A 9760-nucleotide genomic window follows, 5' to 3' on the forward strand; every position below is an offset into this window, starting at 1 on the left:
CGCCCCGGATCGACAACGCCGCCGGTGGTTTTATCCGGCAGACTTGACAAGGGAGTAGCCCCATTGTCGGGCGGTATACCGTCCGGGAAATTCTCACCATGTGGGGGCGTGACGGCGCCTGGCTTTTTGATATCTGTGGCCATAATCAGGAAACGGACAAATACTTGTCCTCTCAATAATTCTCAAGAACAAAGCTTTTTAAGATTCGACTTGTTCTTGGCACTTATCGGCAGTCGGCCAAAAAAGTTGCGGGAAAAATTCGAATTAATTAGGTATTTTAATAGGCATATGTTTTGTTTTATCAGTTTATTTAAACATATAATTATATATTCACATAACTATTTAAATTTATTAATTAAAATATTGGTTGATTAATCATTATAGATATGATATCTTTCACCCATGCTTACCGAACCGGCATTGATGGCCGATGTTAACAAAGAAAAAGTGCGGGATGTCTTGACCCGTAGTTTTTTTGAGCTGACCAAACACTGGGGCTTGAGCCGTCAGGAGGAGGCAAAGCTTCTCGGGTGGGACTACGGCGAAAAACGCACGGCCCTCGATTCGCTCCGGAAGGGGAAGACAATCATCCCGAAGGATCAGGATAAAATTGAACGAATCATCGATTTGATCAACATTCACAAATCTTTGCGAATCTTGTTTCCTTACAACCGTGAAGCGGTTTATGACTGGGTGAAAATAAAGCGGGAACGTTTTGACAGCTATTCGGCGCTGGACGTAATGCTTGCAGACGGCAAAGAGGGGATTTCCGCCATCCGCCATTACCTCGACTATGAACGAACCCGCTAACCCTAAAGCCGCTCGAAGGATTGATCTGATTTCCTATCACGCTGATGTCTTTCGCAATTTCGCGACCCTCCACCCGACTCAAGAGCTGACCAATGATCTTGCGGCCAATCCGAGAGACCAAGAAATTCTCAAGTGTTTTTTTTATCAAGGGGGAGAAGGGCAGATCCGGTCAAAAGTCGAACGGGTCTTGAGAAAATCGGAGCGGCAGATTGTTCAGGATGAAATTTCAGCAAAATTTAATCCCCAAAACTGGTATGCAACCCGTTACTCGGACGGCACATGGGGGCTTCTCTATTCAGCCGAATGGGAAATCACCGCCTTAAAAGAGGCGGTATTTCACATGAGGGCATTTTATCGGGAGGAATTGTTGAAGAAAGAGGTGACCGTCGATCGTTGCGTGGTTTGTCTTGGCCTCAATTCCAACTCCTGTGCCGATTTGACCGGGGATACGACTCTCGAAAGGGACAAGCTCATCTCCAAAGACAAGTCTGGGTATCCCTATTGTCAAAGTCTCGCTCAAAAATTGACCGGGCAGGGAGCGGAACTCCTTCGAACTCCGTCCGCACGGGATTCCGGAGGGGTTTGCGTCCCGATTTTTAAGAGAGGAGTGATCCACAAAGATCACGGTCCCATGAAATATCTCAAATGCGTCCTTTCAAAGGAGGGGACAAGGATTTTTGGGGAAGATCAATGGGTGCCTCTCGAGCCAGACGGATAAGTTCCTCGACGCTCAACTCCTCCGCCCGCGCGTTGGGCGGAATTTTCTTTGATTGAATGGAAATATTTTTTGCCTTGAGCGCCGACGCGATCGTTTTCCGCCTCTGCTGAAAAAGGAGGCGCAGAAGGCCAAAAAAGGCGGGCGCCTCCTTGTCGGGGATCAGCGGCTCCTCCCTGATCTTAAAATGGACAAAACTCGAATCAACCTTGGGCCTTGGGCGGAAGGCGGTCGGGGGGAGATGGAAGGCGATTTTACATTCGGTGTATATTTTTGCCCAAAGGGTGAGTAGCCCATAATCCCTTGTCCGCGGCTCCGCCGTAAAACGCCGCGCCATTTCCTTCTGGAACATCAGGTACAAATCGGAAAAATAGAGGCGGTTTTCAATCAGCCGGATAAATATCTGCGAGGCGACATTGTAGGGGAGGTTTCCCACCACCTCCATCTGACGCGGCGGCTCCCCCCAAATTTCCTTGAGGTCGAGTTCAAGAAAATCGGCGGTTAAAACAGTCGCCTTTGGTTCGTCGCTGTAGGTTGTTTTAAGCGCGGCCGCCAAAGAGGCGTCTTTTTCGACAAGCCACAGATGCCGGCATCGCCCCACCAGCTCGGAGGTCAGAATACCCCGGCCGGGGCCGATCTCGACAATTTCATCGTTTAACGAAGGGGAGACCGTTTCAATTATTTTCCGGCGGTAGTTGGGATCGATCAGGAAATTCTGGCCGAGGCTTTTTTTGGGCATTTTTACCTGTTCCATAACCACCGGATGGGAAACTCTGTTCCGTCGGCGTCAGCTCGCGGCATTCAAACGATTTTTTGCAGGTTTTGTCTTTTTGTTGTGCCGGTGATGATTTGTCTTGTTGTTATTTCACCCCGCTTCCGCCGCCTGCCGAACGTCACAGAGTTCCCCATCCGGTACTGCCTCACTACATCGGCGCCGAGGGATATGCATTCGCCTCAAGCGGGCTGTGAAGGCCGTGGTCAATCTGCCGGGCGCCGACGTAGGCGATCATGGCGCCGTTGTCGGTGCAAAGAAGCGGCGAGGGAATAAAATAGTCGATCCCGCGGCGGAGGGCAAGCTCCCTGATTTTCTCCCGCAAAAGGGAGTTGCAGGCAACACCGCCGCTCACAAGAACCACCTTGGCGGGATAGGAGTCGAGCGCCTGCTCGACTTTTTCAATCAACGCCCCCACCGCTTCGCGCTGAAACGAGGCGGCGATGTCTCTCACTAACTGGTTATCTAAAGGGAACGGGTCCTGCCGCCTGCGGGTTTCCCGCTCTCGTCCTCGTCGTGAAGGAGCACGACTGCGGCTCGAGCGTGAGCCTCCCTCGGCGTCACCCGTTCCCTGATGAGCCCGAACCAACAACGCCACCGCTGTTTTCAGGCCGCTAAAGCTGAAATAGTACGGCCCCTTTTTCACGCGGGCGCGGGTGAACGAAAAGGCCTCCGGATTTCCCTCGCGGGCCAGCCGGTCGATGACCGGCCCTCCCGGATAGCCGACGCCTAAAAGTTTTGCCGTTTTGTCGTAGGCCTCGCCGGCGGCATCGTCCACCGTCTGCCCCAAACATTCAATCCGGTCGAAATCCTTTACATGATAAAGCGCCGTGTGCCCCCCCGAAACCACGAGGTTGATACAGGGAAAGATCGGCGGGTGCTCCAAAAAAGGGGAAAAAAGATGCGCCGTTAAATGATGAACGGCGGTGAAGGGAATTTTAAGCGCGTAGGCCAGCGATTTGGCGTAAGACAGCCCCACCAAAAGACAGCCGATAAGACCGGGGGATGAGGTGACGGCGATGCCGGTTAAATCGCGCAACGCCACATGCGCCTCATCCAGGGCCTTCCGGACCACCAGCGGAAGGGCTTCCAGATGCGAACGGGAGGCCAACTCCGGCACGACGCCGCCGTGAGGGGCGTGAAGTTTTACCTGCGACGAGACGATGTTGGAGAGGATGTGCGTGCCGTTGGCCACAACGGCGGCGGAGGTTTCGTCACAGGAGGTGTCGATGCCGAGGATTAACGACATTATCGCGTGGACTTCATTTCGTACGCCTCCTGCTGTTTTTTGGCGAGGAGATCGTCGATGCGGCGGATCTTGTCGCGGGCCATAACCGCCTCGTAGCTCTGCGGATATTTGGAGACAACCTTGGACAGAAAAACCCTTGCGTCCTCGAACGACTGCATCTCGGAAAAGGCAAAGCCCTGCTTTAACAGGGAGGCGGCCGCCTTGTCTCCCGCGGGGTTTTTCTTGATGGCCTTTTGAAATTCCGCGATCGCGGCGGGATAATCGCGCATCAAATAGTAGCCCTCGCCGATCCAGTAATAGGCGTTTTCGACGAGCGGGCTTTTGGGATTGCCGGTGACAAACGACTTGAAGGTCTGGATGGCCTCCTTGAATTCCTGGCCGTTCAACTTGCCCAAGCCTTTCTGGTAGGCCTGGAATTCCGCAAGGGTTTTGGAGGAGCCCTGCGGCATGAGCCCAACCGCCTTGATTTCCTCCAACTGTTTGGAGAGCTGAAAAACCTGATCCTCAAGGGTGGAAAGGCGCGTCTGGTTGTCGCCGATGAGCTTCTCCTGTTCCAGATTGCCGTGCTGGCTCTGATCGATCTTCCCCGCCAGCCCCTGAAATTCCGCCAGCACCTCCTGAATCTGGTTTAGGGCGGTGGCGAGGTTTTTGGACTGGGCCTCCTGCACCCGCTTGATTTCGGCAATCTGTGACTCAAGCTCTTTGGTGGAGGCGGCGCGGGCAGGGGGCGCAGATAGGACCGATAGGACGCATAGGCCCGATAGGACAAGAAATGCGGGGAATGCGGGGAATCTTGCCATAACTACGCTTTAAGCTACTTTGCAAAATAGGCCCGGCGGTTTTGCCACCAGCACGACTCGTCGTGCTCGTTGCAGACAGGGCGCTCCTCGCCGTAGCTGATGGTGGTCATCCGGTTGGGATCGATCCCCAGGTTGATCAGGAAATTTTTGGAAGAACGCGCGCGCCGGTCGCCCAAGGCGAGGTTATACTCGTTGGTCCCCCGTTCGTCGCAGTGGCCTTCGATCGTCGCACTTCCGGAGCTGGACTTCATCACCCCGGCGTTGTTTTCGAGGGTGGTGACCTGGTCGTCGCGGACGTTGGATTTGTCGAAATCGTAATAAACCGTTTTTAACCCCTTTGCGGGGGGCGGTTGTTCATAGGAGGTGGCCGGCGCCTTTTTGTTCTGGCAGGCGGCCAAAGCCATGATTCCCAACATCCCGGCCGCCAGCCACAGGTTTCGTTTCATCATAATGAGAACCCTCCTTTCAAAAATTAATCGGTGATAAAATCCGCCCGGCGGTTTTCCCACCAGCAGGTCTCGCTGTGTTTTGAGCAAATCGGTTTTTCCTCGCCGTAGCTTACGGTTTTTAACCGGTTGCCGCCGACCCCCTGCCCTGTCAGGTAGCGCTCAACCGCCCCGGCGCGCCGGTCTCCCAAGGCGAGGTTGTATTCGTTGGTCCCCCGCTCGTCGCAGTTCCCTTCGATGGTTATCTTCAGATCTTTGTGTCTCTTCAAATAACCGGCGTTGGCATCCAGCACCTTCGCCATATCGTCCCGGATGGCGGAACTGTCGAAATCGAAATGGACGCGCTTCAGGCCGACAGCCGTCTCCACCCCCTTTTTGTTCTGACAACCGGCGTAGAGAACCGCTACTGCGGCAAGAGCGAACAAGAACGAAAGATATTTCATTGAAGGAACCTCCGATAAAATTGCAACCCCTTGACTTTTTAATTCCCATTAACCCCCAAATCTGCTGAAATCATTGAAGGTTTAAGGAATAATTCGTCAGGGAATTTATGCGAAGGGAATAGTGAAGTCAATGAAAATCCGCCTCGGCCTCATTCAATATGCCGTCACGCAAAACCCGCTCGCCAATCGGACGAGGGTTTTTTCCCTCCTCGATCGCGCCGCGAAAAAAAAACCGGACTATCTGATTTTGCCGGAAATGTGGCTGGGAGGGCCGACGGAAAAGCGTCAACGCGATCGCTGGGCCCGTTTTTACAGTGATTCCCTGAAAAAAATTTCAGGCTGGTCCGCCAGACGGCGGATCGGCTGTTTTTTTTCACAGGTGGAAAAGAGTAGAGAAGCCTTTTACAATACCGCCTGGTTTATCGGGCGCGACGGGCGCGTTCACGGCCGGTATCGCAAAGTTCACCTCTTCGCCCTCGATGGCGAAAGCCGGTTGTATCGGGGAGGGGCGTTTTCTGCCGGAGGGGGAAAAATTGCCGCTGTTGTCTGTTACGACATCCGCTTTCCGGAGCTTGTCCGCCTTCAGGCCCGGCGAGGGGCCACCCTGTTGATTGTCTGCGCCCAGTGGCCGGAGGCGCGGATTGAACACTGGCTGGCCCTCTTAAAGGCCCGCGCCATCGAGAACCAGATTTTTGTCGCCGCCACCAACCGGCTGGGGGTGAAAGGGAAAAACCGGTATGGGGGACATTCGGCGGTCTTTGACCCGTGGGGGCGATGCCTTCTCCATCTTCCGGAGACAAGAGAAATCGGCATGATTGACATCGATCTGAAAGAGGTGGGGCGCATTCGAAAGTCATACCCGTTTTTTTCGGATTATGTTAGGAGGCAAAAGACATGAAGAAAATTCTCTTCATCTCCAAATCCCGCCTCTGCCACAACCTTTTACAGGCGGTGGCGGCGCTCGTCCCCAAAAAGGTGGAGGCTGTCTGCGTGGAGAGCGTTGCGGAGGCTTTGAGTCTGCCTCGTCGGGGGAGTGCCATGGATCTGGTTTTAGTCGACTGGAACGCCCTGGAAGAGGCCAAAAGCGGCATCCGGGAGATCGGGCAATTTCACGATCATCGCCGGCTCGAAGGCGCCGCGCGGGTTTTAATCCACGCGCGCGGGGCCTCGCTCTGGGAGAATGAGTTGAAGGAACAGAATTTTTCCGGCTTTTACGCCAAGCCGTTTTTGGCGGAGGAACTCGCAAAAATTATTGGCGATCATTTATGAACGACCAGCGCATCTCGCCACGCAAGAATTTGAGGACCCGCGTGATTTTTTTGGACGAGTTCGGGGACGACTTCATCTATTTCCTTTCCACCGACTTGAGCATTTCGGGCATTTTCATCGAATCGCCCATCTCTTTTCAAACCGGCACTAAGGTCCTTCTTAAATTTTCGTTGTACGAAGGGGACAAGCCCATCTTTGTGACCGGCGAGATCGCCCGCTTTATGGGGGAGCGCAGGGGGCGCGGCCGCAGGCCAAAAAAGAGGCGGCCGGTCGGGATCGGCATCCGGTTTATGGGATTACAGCCGGAGGATTTGAGGAGGATAGAAAGTTTCATCCATTCGTAAATTTGTGAACGGGTGACGCCTGTGGGAGGCCCCCGAACGAGCCGCAGTCGTGCTCCTTCACGACGAGGACGAGAGAGGGGGGACCCACAGGCGGCAGGACCCGTTCACACCGGGTCATTCCCCCGTATACACCTGCGTAATCTGGTACTCCAGATACTGGTGAAAAAAATCAAACCAGGGGCGGAGGAGTTTGGGGGCAGTAGAGGAGCGAAAGCGCAATTCCAGCACCAGAGGGTTAGAGGCGATTGCCAGCACCGTGTATTCCACATATTTGTTTCCCACCGTCAGGACGGGCACGCCGGTTTTTTCTCCATTGACCGCCAGCGGATGGTTGTGAGCAGATTCAAGAACCCTTACCGAGACGAATTCCTCCAGAAATTCCTGCAATTTTTTTTGTTCCTCCCGCGTGACCCTGATTTCGGCCTCTTGGGATGTGTTGAGAATCGCCCCGGCCACCGTCCTAAACTCCTCCGTCCGGCTAACGAGCCCCGCCGGGCCTTTTTTGAAAAAATTAAACGAGTTGGAAAGAATGCCGGCGTCGAGACGATAATTTTTTTTGCCCCCTGCCGATTCGATGATTTCAGGGGGAACCCACAAAAGGCCGTTTCGATCCAACTGCACCACCCCTTCGATCCAAAAATGGGGATGCGCCAGCGATTCCGCCTCGTTCAAGCCGTTGGTGGAGACGCCGCCGCGGTGGAGGTCTATCCGGTATTCGGGCCAAGGGGTTGACTGTGTCTGAATCCGGGTGGGCGAAAACCACTTCACGAAAATGTCCGGCCCCTCCTGGCTTACCTCCACCGTTTTGATGCCAAGGCCCGAAATCGGCTCGGGGCTTCCCGGCACAAGCCGCAGTTTGAGGCCGTTGATGCGGGAGAGGGCCGAAAGGTCGGGGGAAGACCAAGCAAGATGCGGCGCCAAAAAACCGGAGATCGAGGTAATAACGCCGATAAATGTTAATAATCGTCGCACCTTCTTTCTTTTAAACCGCCGTCATTTTTCACGCAACCTTTTCTTGATTTTGCCGATAATATCCCCTAGAAGGACAAAAATTATCCAATGTCCGGCGGTGAAGAAATAAGAAAAATCGGGGGAAGTTTATCCCTTTCAGTTGGTGATTTCACCAATGGCGCTGGCGTTTCCCTGGCGCTGGAGGGAAATGGCGCCCGGAACACCGGAGGGATCAGCGATCCCGGCGGGGAAAGGGATGCGTTTGCGCGGGTGCCGGAAAGGAGTGTGCGTTTTAACCGGTCAATTGCGAGGCTTAAAATCGATCGCCGAAAATCGGTCACTGTTTTGCTCGATTATACCGATTCCATCGGTCAACAAAGGCCCAATCCGGCCCAATTGGATGAGGCCCTGGAGCGGTTGATCGCCGTTCTCGATCTCCTCCACAAAAATAAACATGTCTCTCAAGTCTACCTGTGGGGGACTTTTCCTTTGGAATTGCGTGTTCGCGCCATGGCCTTGAGGCGCGAGTATCCTAAATTACAACCCCCCGTCTCATCTCCCCTGAAAAATGTTCTCATGGCCAACAGGGACGGTGTGGTCGGCAAGAAGCGTATTTCTCGAACTTACCTGGATGGCATTTTTGCCGAATCGGCTTTGTCCCATAACCTGGTTGTGATCGATAACGGAGAGACACGCTGGCCTTTTCATCTCGCCGGATTAGCGCAGGTGGTTATTCCGAAGGGGGCAGAGGATGTTGTTGACTGTGTCCGACAGCTTGTTCACAAACTGAACCATGCTTATGAGCAGACGGTCGTCATCGATCCCGCATCATCCGATGATATTGCCCCCTTTGCCGTCGCTTTAAGACAAAGGGTTGCGCAACTCATTTCGGAGGGGAAAGAACGGGCTACCCTGGCTGATTTGCGCCCCAGAATTCACACAAGAGATCTCGCCGATTTCCTTCATCCCGATCGAATCAGGTTTGTTTTTAAAGATCCGGAGTTGCATGGGTTTGTTGCCGTCATTCTTGAACTCGAAGCCATGGGATCGTTGCCTGTCACTCCAGAGGCAACCGGTAGCCCCCCTGTCTCTCTCGCCCAGGCTGAGGGAGATGGAGGGGGAATCAATGGCCCAACCCGTACCGGCGGCGATGACGGCGGTGGACCGTTTCGAGACCCCCCCTATCCCTCTCTCTCCCGTTTTAGCACGAAGCTTCCCGAATCCTACGATCCCTTAAACGGTCTCCTTACCCTCCGGGGGGAAAAAGGTGAAAAAACACTCACCATCGATCTGGGTATCCCTGGGCTTCCCCCTCCCACGGTGGAGGCACATTCTCAATATCTCATTCGCATTTTATGGCGCCCTGAAGACCCCGAATTCGATGACCCTCCCTTCCGGCTGGCCCTTGTTTTGAGATACGACCCTGAAAGCGGTCGGGTCGAGGTCAGAGAGACAGTAAAAAAGGGAGAGGCGAATGACAAAAAAGTGTGCGATATAAAACGGGCCCTCTCGAAGTGGCTTCAAGACAGTGGGGAAGAGTTCGTGAAACAGCATCTCTTTGGGCTCAAAGAAAGGGCCTCAACGGGGATTTTACCTCTCCCTCTCCCTTCCGGCGCCACCCAAACCGTTGACCTGGATTTGCCCGATTTTTTTTCCTATCGAACCGTCTCTCGGGTCGATCGCATGAGCTTCCGTTGGGGGGTGGATCCAAAAAACAATTACGAACTGATTGTTGACTACCGATATTTTCGGGACAGGTGGGGAGGGATCGATCATGGTCTTTCCGTGGCGGCCAGTGGGTCTTCTTTCAGTTATGCGGGGGGGGCCAGGCAACCTGACGATGTTCGTGGTTTAAAAGCAGTGATCGATCAATTTATCGCCCGGGCAGGAAGGGAAACAATCCCCAAAATGGCCGAGTCCCATTATGCCGATGATGTCGCCCCCAATACCGCCCGTTATGA

Annotated in this window: 12 protein-coding genes; 6 read left to right on the forward strand and 6 right to left on the reverse strand. The window is 53.9% G+C overall.

Annotation, left to right across the window (positions count from 1 at the left end; translation table 11 throughout):
* Nucleotides 1-402: 402 nt before the first annotated feature.
* Both HYU99_07780 and HYU99_07785 read left to right on the forward strand, forming a co-directional pair.
* On the forward strand, nt 403-810 hold the full coding sequence (locus HYU99_07780) for a hypothetical protein (protein MBI2340246.1): 408 nt from the start codon (nt 403-405) through the stop codon (nt 808-810).
* Nucleotides 794-1528, forward strand: coding sequence for an RES family NAD+ phosphorylase (locus HYU99_07785; GenBank protein MBI2340247.1), 735 nt, complete (start codon nt 794-796; stop codon nt 1526-1528). Before HYU99_07780 ends, HYU99_07785 begins: the two co-directional genes overlap by 17 nt.
* On the opposite strand, the gene rsmA is transcribed toward HYU99_07785, so the two are convergent.
* The 5 genes from rsmA to pal (HYU99_07810) form a co-directional block, all read right to left on the reverse strand.
* Nucleotides 1452-2279, reverse strand: a complete 828-nt coding sequence (gene rsmA, locus HYU99_07790) for a ribosomal RNA small subunit methyltransferase A (GenBank protein MBI2340248.1) — start codon at nt 2277-2279, stop codon at nt 1452-1454. The genes HYU99_07785 and rsmA overlap by 77 nt on opposite strands.
* A gap of 169 nt (nt 2280-2448) precedes the next feature.
* Entirely contained in the window at nt 2449-3546 is a 1098-nt protein-coding gene (tsaD, locus tag HYU99_07795) for a tRNA (adenosine(37)-N6)-threonylcarbamoyltransferase complex transferase subunit TsaD (GenBank protein MBI2340249.1), read from the reverse strand.
* Nucleotides 3546-4346, reverse strand: coding sequence for a tol-pal system protein YbgF (gene ybgF, locus HYU99_07800; GenBank protein ID MBI2340250.1), 801 nt, complete (start codon nt 4344-4346; stop codon nt 3546-3548). Before ybgF ends, tsaD begins: the two co-directional genes overlap by 1 nt.
* Nucleotides 4347-4360: 14 nt before the next feature.
* On the reverse strand, nt 4361-4795 hold the full coding sequence (gene pal, locus HYU99_07805) for a peptidoglycan-associated lipoprotein Pal (protein ID MBI2340251.1): 435 nt from the start codon (nt 4793-4795) through the stop codon (nt 4361-4363).
* A gap of 23 nt (nt 4796-4818) precedes the next feature.
* A complete protein-coding gene (pal, locus tag HYU99_07810) occupies nt 4819-5235 on the reverse strand; it encodes a peptidoglycan-associated lipoprotein Pal (protein ID MBI2340252.1) in 417 nt (138 codons plus the stop codon).
* Nucleotides 5236-5365: 130 nt separating this feature from the next.
* On the opposite strand from pal (HYU99_07810), the gene HYU99_07815 reads away from it, so the two are divergent.
* Genes HYU99_07815 through HYU99_07825 form a run of 3 tightly spaced genes read left to right on the forward strand, consistent with a single transcriptional unit; the run spans nt 5366 to nt 6848 of the window.
* The gene (locus tag HYU99_07815) at nt 5366-6133 is read left to right on the forward strand and encodes a hypothetical protein (protein ID MBI2340253.1); all 768 of its coding nucleotides are present in this window, start codon (nt 5366-5368) and stop codon (nt 6131-6133) included.
* The gene (locus tag HYU99_07820; protein MBI2340254.1) at nt 6130-6504 is read left to right on the forward strand and encodes a hypothetical protein; all 375 of its coding nucleotides are present in this window, start codon (nt 6130-6132) and stop codon (nt 6502-6504) included. The genes HYU99_07815 and HYU99_07820 overlap by 4 nt, the downstream gene beginning before the upstream one ends.
* A complete protein-coding gene (locus HYU99_07825; protein ID MBI2340255.1) occupies nt 6501-6848 on the forward strand; it encodes a PilZ domain-containing protein in 348 nt (115 codons plus the stop codon). The genes HYU99_07820 and HYU99_07825 overlap by 4 nt, the downstream gene beginning before the upstream one ends.
* 114 nt (nt 6849-6962) lie before the next feature.
* On the opposite strand, the gene HYU99_07830 is transcribed toward HYU99_07825, so the two are convergent.
* On the reverse strand, nt 6963-7820 hold the full coding sequence (locus tag HYU99_07830; protein MBI2340256.1) for a hypothetical protein: 858 nt from the start codon (nt 7818-7820) through the stop codon (nt 6963-6965).
* 87 nt (nt 7821-7907) lie between these two features.
* Between HYU99_07830 and HYU99_07835 the strand changes: the two genes are divergently transcribed.
* A partial coding sequence (locus tag HYU99_07835; GenBank protein ID MBI2340257.1) for a hypothetical protein occupies nt 7908-9760 on the forward strand: 1853 nt, incomplete at its 3' end.

The sequence above is a fragment of the Deltaproteobacteria bacterium genome (assembly GCA_016183175.1).
GTDB lineage: Bacteria > UBA10199 > UBA10199 > UBA10199 > SBBF01 > JACPFC01.

Excerpts from the sequence above, each read along its gene's own strand:
- HYU99_07780 (MBI2340246.1), top strand. The coding sequence starts at position 403 with ATGCTTACCGAACCGGCATTGATGGCCGATGTTAACAAAGAAAAAGTG.
- HYU99_07785 (MBI2340247.1), top strand. The coding sequence starts at position 794 with ATGAACGAACCCGCTAACCCTAAAGCCGCTCGAAGGATTGATCTGATT.
- rsmA (MBI2340248.1), bottom strand. The coding sequence starts at position 2,279 with ATGGAACAGGTAAAAATGCCCAAAAAAAGCCTCGGCCAGAATTTCCTG.
- tsaD (MBI2340249.1), bottom strand. The coding sequence starts at position 3,546 with ATGTCGTTAATCCTCGGCATCGACACCTCCTGTGACGAAACCTCCGCC.
- ybgF (MBI2340250.1), bottom strand. The coding sequence starts at position 4,346 with ATGGCAAGATTCCCCGCATTCCCCGCATTTCTTGTCCTATCGGGCCTA.
- pal (MBI2340251.1), bottom strand. The coding sequence starts at position 4,795 with ATGATGAAACGAAACCTGTGGCTGGCGGCCGGGATGTTGGGAATCATG.
- pal (MBI2340252.1), bottom strand. The coding sequence starts at position 5,235 with ATGAAATATCTTTCGTTCTTGTTCGCTCTTGCCGCAGTAGCGGTTCTC.
- HYU99_07815 (MBI2340253.1), top strand. The coding sequence starts at position 5,366 with ATGAAAATCCGCCTCGGCCTCATTCAATATGCCGTCACGCAAAACCCG.
- HYU99_07820 (MBI2340254.1), top strand. The coding sequence starts at position 6,130 with ATGAAGAAAATTCTCTTCATCTCCAAATCCCGCCTCTGCCACAACCTT.
- HYU99_07825 (MBI2340255.1), top strand. The coding sequence starts at position 6,501 with ATGAACGACCAGCGCATCTCGCCACGCAAGAATTTGAGGACCCGCGTG.